Genomic DNA, 19,573 nt, shown 5'->3' with positions numbered 1-19,573 from the left:
TTGAGGCTTACAACTGCTTCACTGCGACTTGCGGACCCGCAGGTACCACTCGGAGAGCAGCCGCACTTGTTTGTCGGTATAGCCACGTTCGACCATTCGAGTAACAAAGTCGTTGTGTTTTTGCTGGTCCTCTTTGCTTGCCTTGGCGTTGAAACTGATAACCGGCAGCAGGTCTTCGGTGTTGGAGAACATTTTTTTCTCGATCACCACCCGCAGTTTCTCGTAACTGAGCCAGGTTGGATTCTTACCGTTGTTGTTGGCCCGGGCACGCAGTACGAAGTTGACGATTTCGTTGCGGAAATCTTTCGGATTGCTGATGCCAGCCGGTTTCTCGATTTTTTCCAACTCTTCGTTGAGGGCCACGCGGTTGAGGATTTCGCCGGTTTCCGGATCCCGGTATTCCTGGTCCTGAATCCAGAAGTCGGCGTAGAGCACATAACGGTCGAAGATGTTTTGCCCGTATTCGCTGTAGGACTCCAGGTAAGCGGTCTGGATTTCCTTGCCGATAAATTCGATGTAGCGCGGCGCCAGGTATTCTTTGAGGAAACGCAGGTAGCGCTCGCGGGTTTCGGCCTGGAATTGTTCCTGTTCGATCTGCTGTTCGAGCACATAAAGCAGGTGCACGGGGTTGGCGGCAATTTCGTGGGGGTCGAAGTTGAATACCTTGGACAGGATCTTGAACGCAAAACGGGTCGACAGGCCATTCATGCCTTCGTCCACACCCGCGTTGTCACGGTACTCCTGGATGGACTTGGCTTTCGGGTCGGTGTCCTTGAGGTTCTCGCCGTCATAAACCCGCATCTTGGAGTAGATGTTGGAGTTTTCCGGTTCTTTGAGGCGCGACAGTACGGTGAACTGGGCCAGCATCTTCAGGGTGTCGGGTGCGCAATGGGCTTTGGCCAGTGAGCTGTTGAACAGCAGTTTGTCGTAGATTTTCACTTCGTCACTGACACGCAGGCAGTACGGTACTTTGACGATGTAGATCCGGTCGATAAACGCTTCGTTGTTCTTGTTGTTGCGGAAGGTATGCCATTCCGATTCGTTGGAGTGGGCAAGCAGGATGCCGGTAAACGGAATCGCGCCCAAGCCTTCGGTACTGTTGTAGTTACCTTCCTGGGTAGCCGTCAGCAGTGGGTGCAGCACCTTGATGGGTGCCTTGAACATCTCGACGAACTCCATCAGGCCCTGGTTGGACCGGCACAGAGCGCCCGAGTAGCTGTAGGCGTCGGCATCGTTCTGCGGGAATTCTTCCAGTTTGCGGATATCGACCTTACCTACAAGGGCCGAAATGTCCTGGTTGTTTTCGTCACCGGGTTCGGTTTTGGCTACACCGATCTGGTTGAGGATCGACGGGTACAGTTTTACTACGCGGAACTGGCTGATATCACCGCCAAACTCGGCAAGGCGCTTGGTGGCCCACGGCGACATGATGGTGCTCAGGTAGCGTTTGGGAATGCCGAAGTCTTCTTCGAGGATCGCGCCATCTTCGGTGGCGTTGAACAGGCCCAAAGGCGACTCGAAAACCGGTGAGCCCTTGATTGCATAGAAGGGGACTTTTTCAATCAACTGTTTGAGCTTTTCGGCAAGGGATGACTTGCCGCCCCCTACCGGGCCCAGCAGGTAAAGGATTTGTTTTTTCTCTTCCAGGCCCTGTGCGGCATGGCGGAAGTAGGAAACTATCTGGTCGATGCATTCTTCCATTCCGTGGAAGTCTTCAAAGGCCGGGTAGCGGCGAATCACCTTGTTGGAGAAAATCCTCGACAGCCGGGAGTCGGTTGAGGTGTCCAGCAGTTCCGGCTCGCCAATGGCCAGCAGTAGCCGTTCTGCGGCTGAGGCGTAAGTGCTTTTGTCCTGTTTGCACAGCTCAAGATATTCCTGGAGCGTAAGCTCTTCCTGGCGTGTGGACTCGAAGCGTTGTTGGAAGTGGCTAAAAATACTCATGACGTCACCTCGCTCGATACGTGGAGTCGGCGATAGATCGGTCAGTTCGAGTGCTGGCATGCAGCAGCATTTCAGCTGCTGTGTACCCCCCAGGACACCATCAAGGTGGCTAACCCCTTGAAGTTACTACCGATGATCCATTCGCCGGTGTACCGGCTCTCCCCAGATTTGGATGGCCTGAGGTAAAGGATAGTTGGTAATACGGGAGGTCAAGGTCAGATGCGTGAATTGTTGCCTTAGACCGTTGGTCAGGCAGGCCCCAAGCCCTCTGATCACGGGGGCTGGGGCTGATAAAAATATTATTCGCCCGGGCTTTGGGCGGTTTCGTCCGGGTAAGTGGTACGCCACAACTCGAAGCCGCCATCCAGGCTGTAGACCTCGCTAAAGCCTTGGCCGACAAGATACGCCGCAGCGCTCTGGCTGGAGTTGCCGTGGTAGCAGGCCACGATCAGAGGGGCGTCGAGGTCGGCGTTGGCGATGAAATCGTGCAGCGAGTGGTTGTCCAGATGTTTTGAACCGCTGATGTGATTGGCGGCGAAAGCTTGCGGGTCACGCACGTCGACGACTACGGCGCCTTGTTCGCGCAGGGCCTGAGCCTGTTCTGGCGGGATGCGTTTGAATTCGGTCATGGGAAATTCCTGTGGCCTGAAAGCGGGCGCGGCTGGCTGGCGCCCAAGGGTTGGGAAGTTGGTGCGGAGTGTGGGGCAATGCCGGGTACGGCAAGTGTCGGATCGTCGCAATCGCAGAGCAGGCGTTGGCCGGTGTCGACATTGAGCAGGGTCATGGCGCCGCCCCAGACACAGCCGGTATCGAGTGCGAAGATGCCGGGTTCCTTGCAGTTGCCTTCCAGTGCTGCCCAATGCCCGAAGATGATCTTGAGGCCTTGGGTTTTGCGTTCTTTGTAGCTGAACCATGGAGCGAAGCCGGGCGGTGCAGTACCTACGCCTTCTTTGCTTTTCAGGTCGAGCTTGCCGTCCCGGGTGCAGAACCGCATACGGGTGAAATAGTTGGTAATAACCCGCAACCGGGTAACGCCGGTCAGTCCGTTATCCCATTTGGCCGGGTCGTTGCCGTACATGCCGTCGAGATAGGGGCCGACAAGGTTGTCATCGCGCAGCGCCTGTTCGACTTCGCTGGCGCATTTGAGGGCTTTTTTCAGCGTCCACTGGGGCGGTATTCCGGCATGCACCAGTGCAACCTCACGCTCGGCATCGTAATGCAGCAGCGGTTGCTGACGCAGCCAGTTCAACAACTCATCGCAATCGGGGGCCTGGAGAATTTCGCGCAAAGTGTCGCCTTTTTTCAGGCGTTCGATATTGCGCCCCACGGCCAGCAGGTGCAGGTCATGGTTGCCCAGTACACACACCAGCGACTCGCGCATGCGATACAGAAAGCGCAGGGTTTCCAGTGATTCGGGACCGCGGTTGACCAGGTCGCCCACCAGCCAGAGCTTGTCTTTGGTGGGGTCGAAGGCCACGCGTTCGAGCAGGCGCTTGAGCGGTTTCAGGCAGCCTTGCAAGTCGCCAACGGCATACACCGCCATCAGTGCAGGGCTCCGGGTACCGCCAGGCGAAAAGGCGCAATAATGGCTTTGAACTCATGACCGTCATCGGCATGCATCAGGTAGCTGCCCTGCATGGTGCCGACTTTGGTCGTGATGACCGACCCACTGCTGTAGGTGTGCTCGCTGCCGGGATCAATCTTGGGTTGCAGTCCTACAACACCGGCGCCACGGACTTCTTCTACATGACCATCGCCGTCGGTGATTACCCAGTGCCGTGACAACAGCTTGGCAGGTATTGAACCGTTATTGCGTACCGTGATGGTGTACGCAAAGGCAAAGCGCTGATGCTCGGGCTGTGATTGTTCTGGCAGGTAACGTGTGACGACGCTGACGTCGACCAGATAGCGGGGATCGTGCATGCGAGAGGCCTTACTTGAAAGCGAAGACACAGTTCGGGATAAAACTGATGCCTGAGTCTAGGCCAAACAGCGGGTACCCGGCTAGACGTGGCGTCTGGCCGGGTACCCGTTTTTTCTCGGCGATCAGTCGGCGGCGGGCGCCACGACCGGTTGCTCGCTGAGCTTGTCGGCCAGGCGCACGAAGGCGGCCAGGTCGAGTTGCTCCGGGCGTTTGCTGCCATCGACGCCTGCGGCTTCGATTTCAGCGTTGCTGAGCAAGGCTTTGAGGGTGTTGCGCAGGGTCTTGCGGCGCTGGTTGAAGGCTTCGCGAACCACGCGCTCAAGCAGGCGGTGGTCTTTGGCCGGATGCGGCAGCACTTCGTGGGGCACCAGACGGACAATCGCTGAATCAACTTTCGGCGGCGGGTTGAATGCACCCGGGCCTACGTTGAACAGGTGTTCGACGCGGCAGTGGTACTGAACCATGATCGACAGACGACCCCAATCACCACCGCCAGGCCCGGCGGCCATGCGCTCAACCACTTCTTTTTGCAGCATGAAGTGCATGTCGCGGATCAGCTCGGCGTTTTTCAGCAGGTGAAAAATCAGCGGCGTGGAGATGTTGTACGGCAGGTTACCAACCACGCGCAGGGTGCGAGGGGCAGCATTGAGGCTCTTGAAGTCGAACTTCAGGGCATCACCCTGGTGCAGGGTGAAGTTGCTCATGCCGGCAAACTGGCGGTTGAGGATCGGCACCAGATCCTTGTCGAGCTCCACAACGTCGAGCTGGCCACCGCTGTTGAGAATGCCTTCGGTGAGGGCACCCTGGCCCGGGCCGATTTCCAGCAGGCGTTCGCCAGCCTTGGCGTTGATGGCGCGCAGGATGCGGTCGATAACCCCGGCATCGTGCAGGAAGTTCTGACCAAAGCGCTTGCGCGCCTTGTGTTGATATTGCTCGTTCATATACGGGTCTCGGCCATCTGGTAGGCGGTTTCCAGGGCGACTTGCAGGCTGCCGGTATCGATCTTGCCACTACCCGCCAGATCCAGGGCGGTGCCGTGGTCGACAGAGGTGCGGATAATCGGCAAGCCCAGGGTGATGTTGACTGCGGCACCAAACCCTTTGTACTTGAGTACGGGCAGGCCTTGGTCGTGGTACATCGCCAGCACTGCGTCGCAGTGTTCCAGATATTTGGGGGTAAACAGAGTGTCGGCAGGCAGCGGGCCACGCAGGTCCATGCCCTCGCTGCGCAGGCGCTCCAGGGTTGGTTCGATGATGTCTGTTTCTTCGTGGCCCAAATGGCCGCCTTCACCTGCATGGGGGTTGAGCCCGCAAACCAGGATGCGCGGCCGGGCGATGCCAAATTTTTGTTTTAGGTCGGCGTGCAGAATGCGGGTGACCCGCATCAGTCGCTCGGGGGTGATTGCATCGCTGACCTGACGCAGGGGCAGGTGAGTGGTGACCAATGCCACGCGCAGTCCGCGGGTGGCAAGCATCATCACGACCTGCGGTGTATGGGTCAGGTCGGCGAGGAATTCGGTATGCCCGGAGAACGGGATGCCCGCTTCGTTGATCACGCCCTTATGCACCGGGGCGGTGATCATGCCGGCAAAGTCGCCATCCACGCAGCCCTGGGCGGCGCGTGTGAGGGTCTGCAGCACAAAGGCTGCGTTGGCCTTGTCCAGCTTGCCGGCGGTAACCGTGGCGTTCAACGGGGTGTCCCACACGTACAGGCTGCCTGCCGGAGCCGGCTGATCGGGCCAGTTGCCCGGCTCGACCGGTAGCAGGCTGACAGCCACACCGAGCTGCGCGGCCCGCTCAAGGAGCAGGTCGCAGCTGGTGATGGCGATCAGGGGGTGTGGCTGGTGTTGCGAGGCGAGTAGCAGGCACAGGTCGGGACCTATGCCTGCCGGTTCGCCGGGTGTCAGGGCAAAACGCTGTGTGTTCACTGCGCGGCCTGGCCTGCGCTGTCAGTACCGGTTGCGCCTGGCAGCTTGATTTCAACATAGGCTTCGTCGCGGATCTGACGCAGCCAGGATTGCAGCTCTTCATCGTATTTGCGGTTACGTAGAGCGTTCATAGCCTGTTGCTCGCGCGCTTGGGTGGTGCTGTCAGTGGCACGACGGCCAAGGACTTCCAGAACATGCCAGCCGTATTGGGTCTTGAACGGCTTGGACAGCACACCTTGCGGAGTGTCGGCCATGGCTTCGCGGAACTCGGGCACCAGCGAATTCGGGTCAACCCAGTTCAGGTCGCCGCCGTTGAGGGCGGAGCCCGGGTCTTCCGAGTAAGTCTTGGCCAGGGTGGCAAAGTCTTCGCCCGACGTAATGCGGTCGTAGATTTTGGCTGCCAGTTCTTTGGTTTGCGCTTCAGTACGAATTTCGCTTGGCTTGATCAGGATATGACGGACATGGACTTCGTCCACCACCACTGATCCACCGCCGCGTTTCGCGTTCAGCTTGAGGATGATGAAGCCGCCTGGCGTGCGTACTGGAGGTGTAACGTCGCCTACAGGCATCTCACTGAGCATGCGGTCGAAAGGGGGAGGCAGTTGAGCAGCTTTACGCCAGCCCATGTCGCCACCTTCCAGTGCCGTGTCGCTGCCGGAGCGGGCGATGGCCATTTGGGCAAAGTCAGCGCCCTGCTTGAGCTTGTTGTAGACCTCTTCAGCTTGCTTTGCCGCGTTCTGGATGGCTTCCGAGCTCGCGCTTTCAGGCGTCGGGATCAGGATATTGGCCAGGTGGAATTCTTCGGACATCTGCATTTTGCCAAGGTCCGAGGCCAGGAAGTTTTTCACTTCCTGATCCGTGACCTGAATGCGCTCAGCCACGCGGCGTTGACGCACACGGCTGATGATCATCTCGCGACGCACCTGTTCACGGGCATCTTCATACGACAGACCGTCGTGGGCCAGGGCCTGACGGAATTGCTCGATGGTCATGTTGTTGCGCTGGGCAATGGTGCCGATAGCCTGGTTCAGTTCTTCGTCCGTGATGCGAATGCCTGAACGCTCGCCGATCTGCAGTTGCAGGTTTTCGACGATCAGGCGCTCAAGCACTTGCTGATCCAGAACACTGGCAGGCGGTACGCCCTGGCCACGCTTGGCGATGGTTTGCTGAACTTCGTGGACACGCTGGTCCAGTTGGCTCTGCATGATCACGTCGTTGTCGACGATGGCCACCACTTTATCCAGGGGCTGTACTGCAGCGCTGGCTGCAGTACCCAGGAACAACGCGCCCAGCATTAGCGGGCGCAGACACTCAGAAAGCTTGATCTTCACGTTCACGATAACCTTGGATGCCTTTGTCGAGGAAGCTCTCTACTTTGGTGCCAACAACGCCACCGAGACCTTTCAGCACAACTTGGAGGAAGAGACCATGGTCGCCCTTCTCGTTTTGAGGGGCTTCCTGGGTGTACTCGTCGTTGGATACCCAGTAACGGCTGATCAGACGAAGCTTCCAGCAGCAGTTGTCGTACTCGAAGCCACCGAAGGCTTCCAGGGTACGGTTGCGGTTGTAGTCGTACTGCCAGCGGCTGATGGCGTTCCATTGCGGCACGATCGGCCAGATAACCGAGAAGTCGTGCTGCTGGATTTTGTAGTAATCCTTGATGTAACCCGGTTGGCCAGGGGTGCCGTAGTCACCACCGCCCACTACCCATTTACCGGTGTACTGGTCGTAGCGAACCTGGTCGTTGCGGTAGCGATAGCCGACGTTGACCACCTTGTTCGGGTTGTCTTCAGGCTGGTAGTGCATCATCGCACTGCCTGAGCGCGGGCTGTGGCTTTCCGGGTCCCAGTTGTAGTCAGCGGTTGCACGCCAGTCGCGGTTGAAGCGATAGGCGTATTCCAGTGCATACGGAGACATGCCGGCAGTCGCATCGGCACGGTCAGCATCAATACCTGGCAACTGAACCTTGCGATCCTTGAAGTAGTAGGCCTGGCCCACGCTGATGCGTTGACGTTCAAAGCCGTTGTCTTCGATCAGGCGGCTGGTCAGACCCAGCGACAGCTTGTTCTCGTCGCCTACACGGTCAGTACCGGTAAAGCGGTTGTCACGCCACAGCGAGGAATAGCTGAAGGTGCTTTCGCTGGTGTCGAAGATCGGGATGTCATCCTGATTGCGTTCCGGCACATACAGGTAGAACGCCCGCGGCTCCAGGGTCTGGCGGTAGTCGGTGCCGAACCAGTTGGTGTTGCGGTCGAAGTACAGGCCGCTGTCAACGCTGGCGATTGGCACGCTGCGGTTGACCGAGCTGTCGAACTTGCCACCAGCACTGGTCAACTGAGTCTTGCCGGTGCCATCCAGATCCAGATCGTACTGGGTGTACATGTACTTCAGGGACGGCGTCAGGAAGCCATAGCTCCAGTTCAGCGGCAGGCTGACACTTGGGGCAAGGTTCATGCGTGTGCCGTTGGCACGGGCCAGGCCGGTCACGTTGGTATCCAGACGATTGGCGGTGGTGCCGTCCTCGTTGGTGTACTGGCCGTTTTCCAGGCTGCGGTCAAACCGTACCAGCTCGGTGTTGTAGGCGAAGTTCAGGCCACCCGAATGATTTGGCAGCATGCCATCGAGGGTAAGTTGCGGCAGCTTGTCGTAAGGCGTGATCTGGGTAACGGTGGCCAGTTGATAGGCCTGCACGTTCAGTTTGGCGGTGTAGTCATCGCCACGGTAGCTGACGGCGCCTTGCTGGTTCAGGAAGTCACGGCTTTCAACGCCGATCTGGTCACTTTCCAGGTCCTGGAAGTAATACGGATCGCTGATTTTGGTGTAGTCGACTTCGGTCAGTACACGGGAGTCGAGACCACCCTTGTGCTGCCAGTTAAGCATGTAGCGCTTGTCGGTGTAGTCGGTCTGGCGCTTGCGGTCGTCGTTGTCGTCGTTGAGGTACGCGGCACCGAACTGGCCTTCGCTCGATTCGGTCAGGTAGCGGAACTCGCCTTCCATCAACAGGCCGCGCTTGGTCATGTAGCGCGGGTACAACGTGGCATCGTAGTTGGGTGCCAGGTTGAAGTAGTACGGGGTCACGAGCATAAAGCCGGTGTCGGTGCTGCTGCTGAAGGACGGCGGCAGGAAACCGGACTGGCGGCGATCGTCGATCGGGAAATAGATGTACGGGGTGTAGAACACCGGAATGTCCTTGACCCGCAGCGTCACGTTGGTGGCCGTACCGAAACCGGTGGCCGGGTTCAACGTGATGTTATTGCCCTTGAGCTGCCAGGCGTTGCTGTTTGGCTCGCAGGTGGTGTAGGTACCATCCTTGAGGCGGATGATCGAGTCTTCGGCACGCTTGGCATACAGCGCACTGCCGCGGATGCGCGACTTGTGCAGCACATATTCGGCGTTGTCGACCTTGGCCGCACCCGTGTCCAGTTGCACATCGGCGTGGTCGCCGACGATCAGTGCGCCGTTGTCACGCAGGCGCACCTTGCCGTTGAGCTCGCCACGGCTTTCAGCCTGGTACAGGCTGGCTTCGTCGGCTTCGATCTGCATGCTGCCCTGGCGCATGACTACGTCACCGGCCAGGGTCGCAACCTGCTCTTCCTGCTCATAGCGGGAGGCTTTGGCGCCGATAAAGGTCGGGGCGTCGCTTTTGCTGGTGGGGTCGTTCATGCCCGGACGGATGGGCTCTACGTACGAACCGGAGCAGTACGGGCCGGTTTCGGCCAACTGCGCAGCGGTCAGCTTGTCCCGGGGCACCCAGTCGAGGTGACTGTAATCGTCACTGCGCGCCTTGAGCCCACGGCCTTTGGCCTCGGTGACCAGCGGGGCCTGTTTGGCCTGCTCGCTGGTTTCACCGCTGGCACCCACAGACCCGTCACCGTGCGCAGGACGCGGTGGCAGTTGCGCCACGTTGGTTTTTGGTGCGCAATCCCAGCCCCCCGTAGCCGACACGGAACAGTCATACTGCTCCTCGGCAAACGCGAACGGCGTGGCGAGAGGTTGCATGGCCAGCAAACTGCCGGTTACCAGCAACGGAAATTTTTTACGAAACGCGGGGGATTTCAATGCCATCTTATTAGTCCGGGCTTCCTGCGTGCCATCAGCCCGCGGTGGGGGACCGCACGCCTATCGATGGTCTGGAAAAGATTCTGGATAATAAAGCATGACCCGCTTGACGGCTAGCGCCGTCGGAGACCCTTGTAATGCCTGACCAAGATGTACGCCTGCAACACCTGAAAGTTTGGCTGGATGAGCAGCTGGCAACCGTGTTCGAGAATGAGGGTTGGGGAGCTGTGCCCCCGGCCACGTTGACTGCTGCCAGTAGCGATGCGAGCTTCAGACGCTATTTTCGCTGGGAGGGCGAGGGCCGCAGTTTTGTTGTCATGGACGCGCCGCCGCCCCATGAAAACTGCAAACCTTTCGTCGATATTGCTGATTTTTTGCGAACTTGCCTGATTAACGTACCGAAAATTTACGCTCAGGATCTTGATCGCGGCTTTCTATTGCTCAACGATCTGGGTAACAAGACCTTCCTGGACGTGATCAACAACAGCAACGCCGACGAGTTGTTCAAGGATGCCATTGAAGCCTTGCTGGCCTTTCAGCAATTGCCGATGAACGAGCCTTTGCCCAGCTATGACGTGGCCTTGTTGCGCCGCGAGCTGGAGCTGTTCCCCGAGTGGTACGTGCGAGCTCACCTGGGGGTGGATTTCAATGAGCAGCAACAGGCCGTCTGGCAACGAGTCAGTACGCTGCTGATCGACAGTGCCCTGGCGCAGCCCAAAGTGCTGGTGCACCGCGATTTTATGCCACGCAACCTGATGCTCAGCATTCCCAATCCTGGGGTGCTGGATTTCCAGGACGCAGTGTATGGCCCGGTGACGTACGACATTACGTGCCTGTTCAAGGACGCCTTCTTGAGCTGGCCTGAAGAGCGTGTGCGCAACTGGCTGCAGGATTACTGGAAGCTGGCGCTGCCGTTGGGCATCCCGGTGCAGCGCGATTTTGAAGAATTCTTGCGCGCCAGCGACCTGATGGGTGTGCAGCGGCATTTGAAAGTGATCGGCATTTTTGCCCGCATTTGTCATCGCGATGGCAAACCACGCTATCTGGCCGATGTACCGCGCTTCTTCTCTTATATAGAAGCTGTGCTGGCGCGACGTCCCGAGCTGGCAGAGCTGGGTGAGTTGTTCAGCAGCCTGGGGCTGGTCAGCGAGGTCGATGCATGAAAGCGATGATTCTGGCCGCCGGTAAGGGCGAGCGCTTGCGGCCACTGACCCTGCATACACCAAAGCCCTTGGTGCGTGTGGGTGGCGTGCCGTTGATTGAGTACCACTTGCGGGCGCTGGCCGCGGCAGGTTTTACCGACATTGTGATCAACCATGCCTGGCTGGGTCAGCAAATTGAAGATCATCTGGGCGACGGTTCGCAGTTTGGTGTCAGCATCCAGTACTCCCCGGAAGGCGAACCGCTAGAGACCGGTGGCGGAATTTTCCAGGCGCTGGCGTTGCTTGGCGATGAACCCTTTGCCGTGGTGAACGGTGATATCTGGACCGATTACGAGTTTGCTGCCTTGCGTCAGCCGTTGACCGGGCTGGCTCATCTGGTTCTTGTGGATAACCCGGCACACCACACGAGCGGTGATTTCAGCTTGAGCGGCGGACAGGTTCAAGATGGCATGTCGGGTGCCGATACGCTGACCTACAGCGGTATCGCCGTGCTTCACCCCGATCTGTTCAGGGGCTGTACGGCGGGTGCATTCAAACTGGCACCGCTATTACGTAACGCCATGGCGGCAGGGCTAGTGACAGGTGAGCGATTGCAAGGGCATTGGGTGGATGTAGGGACGCACGAGCGCCTGGCCGAGGTCGAGTCGTTGATCAAGGACGCGCGCTAGAATGTTGTGGCCAGGGACTCTGCTCGGAGCCGGAGCAGGCTTTTTCATAGCCAGTATTCCGGGGGCCATGCTCGGTGCTTTACTGGGGCAGGCGCTCGACCGGCGCTTGCAACTGCACAGTTGGGCCGATCTGCTTGAGCGTTTTGGTGCCCGGCCGGTGCTGCGCAACGATGAGTTGTTGTTTGTGTTGCTCGGTCGTCTGGCCAAAAGCGGCGGACAGGTGGTGGGCAAGCATATCGAGCAGGCGCGGCTGGAAATGCGTCAGCTCGATATGGAGCCTGCAGCGCAAAAGCGTGCCATTACCGCGTTCAACCGTGGCAAATCCGGTACTGATTCGCTGCGCGGTTACCTGAAACGGCTCAAGGCTCAGCCTCATGCGGCAGAAGGTGTATTGCGTGCCTGCTGGCGAATGATCCTGGCCGATGGCCGGGTGGCTCCCCAGGAACGTGAGCTGATAGTGCTTTGGGGGGGCTGGCTGGGCTGGACCCGCCAACAGGTTCTGGTGTTGGGTGGCGAACATGAGCCTCAGCCCAAACCGCTGGCGACCCGTGGCGGTACCTACCGGCAAGCGCTGCTTCTGCTGGGGGTGACCGAGGCCAGTGATCCTGAGCAAATCAAGCGAGCCTATCGCCGCCTGCTCAGTCGTCATCACCCTGACAAGGTTGCCGGCAGCGGTGCGGGCCCGGCGCAGGTGCGCGAGGCCACGGAAAAAACCCGTGAACTGCACCAGGCCTACGCCTCGATCCGTGAACGGCGTGGTTTTTAGCGCAGTTTACTTATCCACAGGTTGCGGGCTGAGCCAGCCGCGTACACGGCGAAACAACTGCTCCTGTTCACCATCCCGGTTGCCCGGGGTGGCGAGCAATCCGACCTGCTTGAAATTCGACCCGTTGGCTCGCTTGCTGGCCTGCAATCTTTGCAGGGCGGCTTCGCGGGCCAGGGGTTGGTCTTTATAGAAGATATCCAGCAGCGCCACGTTGAGGGCCGGGGTCAACTGGCTCAGGTCCGGCTCTGCCAACACAGGTTTGCGGGCAGACACCATGATCAGTTTCTGGATCTGGGCAGGATGCTTGGTACTGATATAACGCGACGCCCAGTAGGCCCCGGAACCATGGCCGAGCAGAACGACAGTGCGCATGTTCTGGTGCTGGGCAAAGGCAATCGCTGCATCAATACGGGCGAAGATGCGCTCGGCATCGGCCTTGTCCAGGTCTTGCCCGGTTTGAGCCGCTTCGGGTTCCGTGCTTTCGGTGCCGTCACTGGCGGCCTGCTCGATGGGTTTGGCCGTGGTGGTGGCTGCCTTGCTGCTACTGTCAGTCGCAATTGCAGCAGGAGGTTTCTCTGGTTCGGCTTCGCGCGGCTGGCTGGCTTCGCTTTGCATGTCCGGCAGACTCAGGCTCAGGCTGGCCCAGTTGGCGTCCGGCAGCTTGTTGCGCAGAGGGCTGACGGTCAGTGGCCAGTCAGCGGTTTCACCGGCTCCGGGGATGATGATGACCGCACCCTCGGGGGCGCTGCTGTTTGCGGGCTTCCACAGGGCGAGAAAACTGTCATTGGGTGCTTGCAGTTGTTGTTGCTCATGTTGCGGCAATTGCCGCTCAAGGGCCGCCGCTTCTTCCTGACTGCGCTCGGGCAGGGGCGCGCGAACTGCGGGTTCTGGCTCGACTTGGGGCTTGGTATCGGCTGCAAGCACTGGCAGGGCGAACGGCAATATCAGCGACAGGCACAAAGCCGGTAGTGCCAGACGATAAGAAAGCATCGGTTATTCCAGGCCAGAAGTAGTACCGGCAGCGTAATGGGTTGATCAGTATTTGTCAGGGTATGACGGTTGAGATGAAATGTTTTTGCTCTCTGTGAGTTATCGGCTCCTGATGTGGTTGCGTGGGCGTAGCGAGAAAATGCGTACGGCTCGGGTCTAGATCCAGCAGGCATCCCACAGGGGGTAATCACCGATCCGCGAGGTCAGTTGAGAGCGGATCGGGTTTTTGATGATGTAGCGGGCGATGTTTTTAATGTCCTCTTCCTGTCTGACAGCCCTGTCGTGATAGCCCCTTTGCCAGATTCGCTCACTGGATCGGCATGCTTGATTGACCGTAATGCTGCTGCGTGACTTGAATCGGCACATCAACTCGCCCAGGGTTTTGGTACGTAACTCTACGAGCCAGTGGCAGTGGTCAGGCATGACCACCCAGGCGATGGACCTGACGATGCCGTCGTCGTGAGCATGCCGGAGTTGGTTCACCACAAGGCGGCCTAGATGGAAGTCGGTAAATACGGGTCGCCGTAGCTCGGTGACGGCGGTGAGCAGGTATATGTGGCCGGGTTCGGAGTAGCGCCCGGTGCGCAGGTGACAAGCGTTGTTTGAAATTGGCAATCCTTTGCCCTCGGTCTGTTTTTTTCTAACGCTAGATCAGCCATCGGCAAGTATCAAAGTGAACACTTAACCGGATATTGCACTTTGCGTAGCAGCTGCCGAAGGAACGAGGCTGCGTTCGGCGGCGAAGCCGTCGTAAAAACAGGCAACACGGTGTGTCATCTAAAATCGGGGTTGAGGGTTTACGGTCGCTGCGCAACCGAACGCAGCCTCGTTCCTTCGGCAGCTGCTACAAATGGCCAATCATCGCTGCTACGGTGTGCGGCACATAGCCAGCGGTATACAATGCGCGCCACCGTGTTTAGCCCACTAAAAGGTGCGTCATGCAGCCCTTCGCTATTGCCCCATCGATTCTTTCCGCCGATTTCGCCCGTCTCGGCGAAGAAGTGGACAACGTACTCGCCGCGGGTGCTGATATCGTTCACTTCGATGTCATGGACAACCATTACGTACCCAACCTGACCATCGGCCCGATGGTCTGCGCCGCCCTGCGCAAGTACGGCGTCACCGCACCGATTGATGCGCATCTGATGGTCAGCCCGGTCGATCGCATCATCGGCGACTTTATCGAAGCCGGCGCCACCTATATCACCTTCCACCCCGAAGCGACCCAGCACATCGACCGCTCCCTGCAACTGATCCGCGAAGGCGGCTGCAAGGCTGGTCTGGTGTTCAACCCGGCCACCCCGCTGGATGTGCTCAAGTACGTGATGGACAAGGTCGACATGATCTTGCTGATGAGCGTGAACCCGGGCTTTGGCGGGCAAAAATTCATTCCCGGCACGCTCAACAAACTGCGCGAAGCCCGTGCCCTGATCGATGCCAGCGGTCGCGAGATTCGTCTGGAAATCGACGGCGGCGTAAACGTTGGCAATATCCGTGAAATCGCTGAAGCCGGTGCCGATACCTTTGTCGCCGGCTCCGCCATTTTCAACACGCCAAACTATGAAGAAGTGATTCAGAAAATGCGTGCCGAGCTTGCGTTGGCCCGCCCATGAGCCGCTTTGAGCAGCTACTCCAGGGGCAGCTGCCAAAATTGGTGATGTTCGATCTGGATGGCACCCTGATTGATTCGGTACCGGATTTGGCCGTTGCCGTGGAGGCCATGCTGCTCAAGCTCGGTCGTCCGCCCGCCGGGATTGAAAACGTACGGCTGTGGATCGGTAACGGCGCGCCCATGCTGGTGCGCCGTGCCCTGGCCGGGAATATGGACGGCAGTGGTGTTGATGACACAGAGGCCGAACAGGCACTGGAAATTTTCATGGAAGCCTACGACGGTGGCCATGCACACACCAAGGTCTACCCCGGTGTGCGTGAAAGCCTCAAGTGGCTGCAAAAGCAGGGTGTTGAAATGGCCCTGATCACCAACAAGCCCGAACGCTTTGTGGCGCCATTACTGGATGAGTTGAAACTGGGGCGGTTTTTCCGCTGGATTATCGGTGGCGACACCCTGCCACAGACAAAACCCGACCCTGCTGCCTTACTGTTTGTAATGAAAATGGCTGGCGCTACTCCCGCGCAATCGATATTTGTCGGCGATTCGCGAAATGACGTGCTGGCCGCCAAGGCTGCCGGTGTTCGTTGCGTAGCGCTGAGTTACGGCTACAACCACGGTCGCCCGATTGAAGAAGAGTCACCGGATATGGTGATTGGTAACCTGCAAGAGCTGATAGCCGGTTGCTTAGAATCTGCGCCTGAGATAACGTTGGGCAATTCTGTTTCCCCCTCTCGAAGAGATTCCATCGTGGTGGTCACCCGCAAACTCTGGATGAAAGTCATCAAGGCCCTGGCCCGCTGGCGTTGGCGCGCCTGACTTGAATCTGGCCGCGCAGTCGGCACGTTTGCATACCTGACCGTTTTACCCTCAGACCACGAGGCACCTCATGATCCGCGAAGAATTCCTGCGTTTGGCCGCTGCCGGCTATAACCGTATCCCCCTTGCACGCGAAACCCTGGCTGACTTCGACACGCCGTTGTCGATCTACCTGAAGCTGGCCGATCAGCCCAACTCCTATTTGCTGGAGTCGGTGCAGGGCGGCGAGAAGTGGGGGCGTTATTCGATTATTGGCTTGCCATGCCGCACTGTGTTGCGTGTGCATGATCATCAGGTCAGCGTGACCCATGACGGTGTCGAGATCGAAGCCTGTGAGGTTGAGGATCCACTGACCTTCGTCGAGCAGTTCAAGGCCCGTTACAACGTGCCGACCATCGCCGGCTTACCGCGTTTCAACGGTGGCCTGGTGGGCTATTTCGGCTATGACTGCGTACGTTATGTGGAGAAACGCCTGGGCAAGTGCCCGAACCCCGATCCTCTGGGTGTGCCGGATATTTTGCTGATGGTATCGGACGCCGTGGTGGTGTTCGACAACCTGGCGGGCAAGATGCACGCGATTGTGCTGGTCGACCCGGCTCAGCCTGAGGCTTATGAAGAAGGCCAGGCCCGGCTTGAGGCGCTGCTTGAACAACTGCGTCAACCGATTACCCCGCGTCGCGGCCTGGACTTTACAGCGCAGCAGTCGGCTGACCCGGTGTTTCGCTCCAGCTTCACCCAGGGCGATTACGAGAAAGCCGTCGATACCATCAAGGACTACATCCTTGCGGGCGATTGCATGCAGGTAGTGCCCTCGCAGCGAATGTCCATCGACTTCAAGGCTGCGCCCATCGACCTGTATCGCGCTCTGCGCTGCTTCAACCCTACGCCGTATATGTACTTCTTCAACTTTGGCGACTTCCATGTTGTGGGCAGCTCGCCGGAAGTGCTGGTACGGGTTGAAGACAATCTGATTACCGTACGCCCGATTGCCGGCACGCGTCCGCGTGGCGCAACCGAAGAGGCTGATCTGGCGCTTGAAGAAGACCTGCTCAGTGATGACAAGGAAATCGCCGAGCACCTGATGCTGATCGACCTGGGCCGTAATGACACGGGTCGTGTATCTGAAGTCGGTTCGGTCAAGCTCACCGAGAAAATGGTGATCGAGCGTTATTCCAACGTCATGCACATTGTGTCCAACGTCACCGGCCAGCTTAAAAGCGGGCTCACAGCGATGGATGCACTGCGGGCGATTCTGCCGGCGGGTACGTTGTCTGGCGCACCGAAAATTCGTGCGATGGAAATCATCGACGAACTGGAGCCGGTCAAGCGCGGTGTGTATGGCGGGGCTGTGGGTTACTTCGCCTGGAACGGCAATATGGATACAGCGATTGCGATCCGTACTGCAGTGATCAAGGACGGAGAGCTGCATGTGCAGGCCGGTGGCGGCATTGTTGCTGATTCGGTCCCGGCCCTGGAATGGGAAGAAACGCTGAACAAGCGCCGAGCAATGTTCCGTGCCGTGGCCCTGGCCGAGCACACCCCGCGGGATTAAAAACCTGCAACCGGCTTGTGGGAGCGAGCGTGCCCGCTCCCTTCCACAGGCTTTAGTAATTCAGACTTAGCCCGATATTGGCGCCCTGTTGCGTCACGCCATCACTTTTCCTTACGTTATAAGTCGCCTGCAGCCTGAGGTCGGCGGTCAGCCTGTGGCTAGCCCCCAGGCTGATACGCCCGAGGTTGCTTGGCGGCGTATAGCCTTCGAGTTTGAAGCGATTGTTGGGCAGGCTGTTGAGCGCGGTATTCAGGCGCTGGGTATCGCTCTGGAACTCATGCTCATGGGCGGCTTCGCCGAACAGCAGAGTCTGTGGGGTGGCCTGGTAACTGGCGAGCAAACCCGCGCCCAGGCGCTTTGAAACCAGTGTCTGCTCTTCGTAGTTCAATGCAGTCGAACGTCGGCCCTTTTCTTCATAGCGGTTAACTTCCACCCGCGAGTAGTCGGCGCTGATAAAAGGCGACAGCTGCCACAGGTCTGCAGCCTGTGCGATTTCATACCCCAGGCGTGTACTTAATGCCCGCAGATGTCCGTCGGCCTGGCCTTGCTCCATGCCTTCACCCACACCAAGCGCGAATTTACGCTTTAGGCTGTCGTAATCCAACCTGCCCAAAGTCAGTGCGGCATCACCCCACCAGTGACTGTGCTGGTATTGGGCAAACACGCTGCCCATATAGCTGTTGAGCTTGTAGTCCGATTCATTGGCTCCGGTCTCCAGGCGTTGCCGGTAAAACCCGCCTGCAACGCCAAATCGCCAGGTTTCATCCAGCCTGTAGCTGGTGCCGATGTTCAGGTTGTAGCCTTTGCCATCGGCACTCACGGACGTGGCCTGCTTGTCGATTTCCAGGCGTTGCCCGCCACCGGCGAGCAGGGGTCTCCATTGGCCAACGGCTTGCCAATGGCCGTTATCGCCAGCCCATTGGTGACGCAGTTGGTCTTGATGGGCGTTTAGCGAGCCTTGGGCCATGACGGGTAACAAGGTCAGCTCCCATGGGGTGGCCAGCAATGAGTAGGCATAGTCGGCAATCAGCTGTTGTCCTGTCTCGGTGGGGTGTACCGAGTCGTTGAACAGCAGTTTGGCCGGGTTGGGGGTTGCGCTGTTGAGGCCGTACTGCGGGTTTTCCGTACACTCTTCGCCGTTGAAACAGGTCGCGACAAGGTCCTGCCCCAGTGCCAGGCCATAACGGGTGGGGTCTGCGATGGCTTCACGCAGCAGCAGCGGGATATTGAGGGGGATCACCTCGGCGTCAATCTGCGCCAGTTGCTGGGTTAGCTCATGATTGAACAGAGCGCTCAGGGCGCTGGTGCCAGCCTGTGTGGGTGTACCGTAAACGGCTGGCGTGAGGCCCAGATCGGGCAGCAGCCAGACCATGATGTAGCGTGCCCCTGCCTGTTGCAGGGTGTGGGCGCTTGCCGCCAGCCTTTGTGCGGCTTGGCCTGCTTCGGCGGGGTTGGTGACCTTGCCTTGGAGAAAGTCATTGCCGCCACCTGAAATGAAATACAACGCCTTGGGGTCAGCCGTGAAGCTGTTCTGCACAAGGTAACCAGGCTTGCTGCGCAGGACGTAGCCGCCTACCAAGGCCCAGTCATCCGGGAAGGCGACCTTTGACTCGGTCTTGATGGAATTGAGTATCTGGTCTGTGCGATAGCCGCCCACCGCCCAGTTGTTGCCGTCGGGTTCCCCGGTAAGAAAGTTACCCGGCGATGTGGACGGGCGCAGATCTGCGGGTGCGATACCCAGTTTTATGCCCAGCCGAGTGGGCGCAACGCCAGCATATTCCTCACCCCGGTATTCCTTGTACGTCGGTCCGGTGAGATTGGTGAAACGCATGCCACTGCCTACCCCTGGATAATGCCCCGAGTCGCTCAGGCTGTCGCCGAACACAATCATGGTGGAGTACGGGGAGGGTGCTGCAACTGCTCGTTCACTGACGACGGACAAGATACATCCCGCCAGGGGGATAAGTAGGGAAAACCTGCGCATGTGACGACCTGTTTTTATTATTTGGGTTACAGACCTTAGCAAGACAATCTGTATTAAATGTTTCATGCAAAACAAAGTCACAAAGTACTTAACAGGTGTTTTTCCCCGTATGTGCTGCCCCGTGTTGCACCTGTTGCAAGGCTACGTTACTGTGCCATGACGTAGAAATGA

17 protein-coding genes are annotated in these 19,573 nt (G+C 58.5%); 6 read left to right on the top strand and 11 right to left on the bottom strand.

All coding sequences use genetic code 11. From position 1 onward, the window contains the following. Window positions 1-18: 18 nt before the first annotated feature. The 8 genes from GHN92_RS11015 to GHN92_RS10980 all read right to left on the bottom strand — a co-directional run bounded on the left by GHN92_RS11015 (window position 19) and on the right by GHN92_RS10980 (window position 9,857). Entirely contained in the window at window positions 19-1,941 is a 1,923-nt protein-coding gene (locus tag GHN92_RS11015) for a PrkA family serine protein kinase (RefSeq protein WP_016782433.1), read from the bottom strand. Between the two features lie 299 nt (window positions 1,942-2,240). Further along, complete coding sequence (gene glpE, locus GHN92_RS11010; RefSeq protein WP_094999933.1) at window positions 2,241-2,570, bottom strand: thiosulfate sulfurtransferase GlpE; 330 nt, start codon at window positions 2,568-2,570, stop codon at window positions 2,241-2,243. Continuing rightward, window positions 2,567-3,484, bottom strand: coding sequence for a symmetrical bis(5'-nucleosyl)-tetraphosphatase (locus tag GHN92_RS11005; RefSeq protein ID WP_094999934.1), 918 nt, complete (start codon window positions 3,482-3,484; stop codon window positions 2,567-2,569). Before GHN92_RS11005 ends, glpE begins: the two co-directional genes overlap by 4 nt. Next, window positions 3,484-3,864, bottom strand: a complete 381-nt coding sequence (gene apaG, locus GHN92_RS11000) for a Co2+/Mg2+ efflux protein ApaG (RefSeq protein ID WP_094999935.1) — start codon at window positions 3,862-3,864, stop codon at window positions 3,484-3,486. Before apaG ends, GHN92_RS11005 begins: the two co-directional genes overlap by 1 nt. A 123-nt stretch (window positions 3,865-3,987) precedes the next feature. Continuing rightward, a complete protein-coding gene (gene rsmA, locus GHN92_RS10995) occupies window positions 3,988-4,806 on the bottom strand; it encodes a 16S rRNA (adenine(1518)-N(6)/adenine(1519)-N(6))-dimethyltransferase RsmA (protein WP_094999936.1) in 819 nt (272 codons plus the stop codon). Then, entirely contained in the window at window positions 4,803-5,792 is a 990-nt protein-coding gene (pdxA, locus tag GHN92_RS10990; RefSeq protein WP_094999937.1) for a 4-hydroxythreonine-4-phosphate dehydrogenase PdxA, read from the bottom strand. The genes rsmA and pdxA overlap by 4 nt, the downstream gene beginning before the upstream one ends. Next, entirely contained in the window at window positions 5,789-7,129 is a 1,341-nt protein-coding gene (gene surA / locus GHN92_RS10985; RefSeq protein WP_178084404.1) for a peptidylprolyl isomerase SurA, read from the bottom strand. The genes pdxA and surA overlap by 4 nt, the downstream gene beginning before the upstream one ends. Next, window positions 7,104-9,857: an LPS-assembly protein LptD gene (locus tag GHN92_RS10980; protein WP_153380145.1), complete on the bottom strand. Its 2,754-nt coding sequence runs from the start codon at window positions 9,855-9,857 to the stop codon at window positions 7,104-7,106. The genes surA and GHN92_RS10980 overlap by 26 nt, the downstream gene beginning before the upstream one ends. 131 nt (window positions 9,858-9,988) lie before the next feature. On the opposite strand from GHN92_RS10980, the gene GHN92_RS10975 reads away from it, so the two are divergent. The 3 genes from GHN92_RS10975 to GHN92_RS10965 are packed head-to-tail and all read left to right on the top strand — an operon-like array spanning window position 9,989 to window position 12,448. Continuing rightward, window positions 9,989-11,014, top strand: coding sequence for an aminoglycoside phosphotransferase family protein (locus GHN92_RS10975; RefSeq protein WP_095026669.1), 1,026 nt, complete (start codon window positions 9,989-9,991; stop codon window positions 11,012-11,014). Next, window positions 11,011-11,682 carry an N-acetylmuramate alpha-1-phosphate uridylyltransferase MurU gene (gene murU, locus GHN92_RS10970; protein WP_095019501.1) on the top strand — a complete coding sequence of 224 codons (672 nt, stop codon included), beginning with the start codon at window positions 11,011-11,013 and terminating at the stop codon, window positions 11,680-11,682. Before GHN92_RS10975 ends, murU begins: the two co-directional genes overlap by 4 nt. Before the next feature lies 1 nt (window position 11,683). Further along, window positions 11,684-12,448: a DnaJ domain-containing protein gene (locus GHN92_RS10965; protein WP_095026670.1), complete on the top strand. Its 765-nt coding sequence runs from the start codon at window positions 11,684-11,686 to the stop codon at window positions 12,446-12,448. Window positions 12,449-12,454: 6 nt separating this feature from the next. On the opposite strand, the gene GHN92_RS10960 is transcribed toward GHN92_RS10965, so the two are convergent. Both GHN92_RS10960 and GHN92_RS10955 read right to left on the bottom strand, forming a co-directional pair. Then, window positions 12,455-13,438 (bottom strand): alpha/beta hydrolase family protein, encoded by a 984-nt coding sequence (locus GHN92_RS10960; RefSeq protein ID WP_095026671.1) that lies wholly within the window; start codon window positions 13,436-13,438, stop codon window positions 12,455-12,457. A gap of 156 nt (window positions 13,439-13,594) precedes the next feature. Next, window positions 13,595-14,053, bottom strand: a complete 459-nt coding sequence (locus GHN92_RS10955; protein ID WP_094999944.1) for a transposase — start codon at window positions 14,051-14,053, stop codon at window positions 13,595-13,597. Window positions 14,054-14,376: 323 nt separating this feature from the next. Here GHN92_RS10955 and rpe point away from each other — a divergent pair, with 323 nt between their 5' ends. The 3 genes from rpe (at window position 14,377) to trpE (ending at window position 17,418) form a co-directional block, all read left to right on the top strand. Further along, complete coding sequence (rpe, locus tag GHN92_RS10950) at window positions 14,377-15,051, top strand: ribulose-phosphate 3-epimerase (protein ID WP_016782414.1); 675 nt, start codon at window positions 14,377-14,379, stop codon at window positions 15,049-15,051. Further along, window positions 15,048-15,866 carry a phosphoglycolate phosphatase gene (locus tag GHN92_RS10945; RefSeq protein ID WP_094999946.1) on the top strand — a complete coding sequence of 273 codons (819 nt, stop codon included), beginning with the start codon at window positions 15,048-15,050 and terminating at the stop codon, window positions 15,864-15,866. The genes rpe and GHN92_RS10945 overlap by 4 nt, the downstream gene beginning before the upstream one ends. A 70-nt stretch (window positions 15,867-15,936) precedes the next feature. Further along, window positions 15,937-17,418 carry an anthranilate synthase component I gene (trpE, locus tag GHN92_RS10940; protein WP_095019503.1) on the top strand — a complete coding sequence of 494 codons (1,482 nt, stop codon included), beginning with the start codon at window positions 15,937-15,939 and terminating at the stop codon, window positions 17,416-17,418. A gap of 52 nt (window positions 17,419-17,470) precedes the next feature. On the opposite strand, the gene estP is transcribed toward trpE, so the two are convergent. Then, the gene (gene estP / locus GHN92_RS10935) at window positions 17,471-19,402 is read right to left on the bottom strand and encodes an esterase EstP (protein ID WP_153380143.1); all 1,932 of its coding nucleotides are present in this window, start codon (window positions 19,400-19,402) and stop codon (window positions 17,471-17,473) included. Window positions 19,403-19,573 lie beyond the last annotated feature (171 nt).

Origin of the sequence: Pseudomonas sp. FSL R10-2964, assembly GCF_009600035.1 — a bacterium.
GTDB classification, from domain to species: domain Bacteria; phylum Pseudomonadota; class Gammaproteobacteria; order Pseudomonadales; family Pseudomonadaceae; genus Aquipseudomonas; species Aquipseudomonas bubulae.
The sequence above is the reverse complement of the archived record's forward strand: the minus strand, read 5'-3'. Positions and strand labels throughout refer to the sequence as shown.

Bases quoted from the DNA above. Each gene is read 5' to 3' on its own strand.
- GHN92_RS11015 (WP_016782433.1), bottom strand. From the start codon at position 1,941: ATGAGTATTTTTAGCCACTTCCAACAACGCTTCGAGTCCACACGCCAG.
- glpE (WP_094999933.1), bottom strand. From the start codon at position 2,570: ATGACCGAATTCAAACGCATCCCGCCAGAACAGGCTCAGGCCCTGCGC.
- GHN92_RS11005 (WP_094999934.1), bottom strand. From the start codon at position 3,484: ATGGCGGTGTATGCCGTTGGCGACTTGCAAGGCTGCCTGAAACCGCTC.
- apaG (WP_094999935.1), bottom strand. From the start codon at position 3,864: ATGCACGATCCCCGCTATCTGGTCGACGTCAGCGTCGTCACACGTTAC.
- rsmA (WP_094999936.1), bottom strand. From the start codon at position 4,806: ATGAACGAGCAATATCAACACAAGGCGCGCAAGCGCTTTGGTCAGAAC.
- GHN92_RS10980 (WP_153380145.1), bottom strand. From the start codon at position 9,857: ATGGCATTGAAATCCCCCGCGTTTCGTAAAAAATTTCCGTTGCTGGTA.
- GHN92_RS10975 (WP_095026669.1), top strand. From the start codon at position 9,989: ATGCCTGACCAAGATGTACGCCTGCAACACCTGAAAGTTTGGCTGGAT.
- murU (WP_095019501.1), top strand. From the start codon at position 11,011: ATGAAAGCGATGATTCTGGCCGCCGGTAAGGGCGAGCGCTTGCGGCCA.
- GHN92_RS10965 (WP_095026670.1), top strand. From the start codon at position 11,684: ATGTTGTGGCCAGGGACTCTGCTCGGAGCCGGAGCAGGCTTTTTCATA.
- GHN92_RS10960 (WP_095026671.1), bottom strand. From the start codon at position 13,438: ATGCTTTCTTATCGTCTGGCACTACCGGCTTTGTGCCTGTCGCTGATA.
- rpe (WP_016782414.1), top strand. From the start codon at position 14,377: ATGCAGCCCTTCGCTATTGCCCCATCGATTCTTTCCGCCGATTTCGCC.
- GHN92_RS10945 (WP_094999946.1), top strand. From the start codon at position 15,048: ATGAGCCGCTTTGAGCAGCTACTCCAGGGGCAGCTGCCAAAATTGGTG.
- trpE (WP_095019503.1), top strand. From the start codon at position 15,937: ATGATCCGCGAAGAATTCCTGCGTTTGGCCGCTGCCGGCTATAACCGT.
- estP (WP_153380143.1), bottom strand. From the start codon at position 19,402: ATGCGCAGGTTTTCCCTACTTATCCCCCTGGCGGGATGTATCTTGTCC.